This window comes from Roseibium sp. RKSG952, assembly GCF_009711355.1.
On the sequence record NZ_SMMF01000116.1, the window covers coordinates 1 to 270 of the forward strand.

Annotated in this window: 1 protein-coding gene; it reads right to left on the reverse strand. The window is 61.1% G+C overall.

Annotation, left to right across the window (positions count from 1 at the left end; all coding sequences use genetic code 11):
• Positions 1 to 270: hypothetical protein (locus E1297_RS48690; protein WP_196223065.1), on the reverse strand; the 270-nt coding region annotated here is incomplete at both ends.

Genomic DNA, 270 nt, shown 5'->3' on the forward strand with positions numbered 1-270 from the left:
CGCCGGATAGCCGGTTTTCTCGGCAACAATTGCCAAAACAGTCTCCTTTGCCGCCGCGCTGTGCCGGACCGGACTTTGGGCCGTTACCGAAGACGGTTGTTCAGCTGCCGCTTGCGGTTCGACACTCATAACCGGCATGTTCCGCTCACTTGGCTGAAGTGCTGCCGCGATCTGGGCCAGCGTCCGCATCTCGCCGAGATGTGCGGGGTCGATCTCGGGCATGTCCGGCAAGGCTTCACGCAAGGCCGACAGGATTTCGACCTGCTTGAT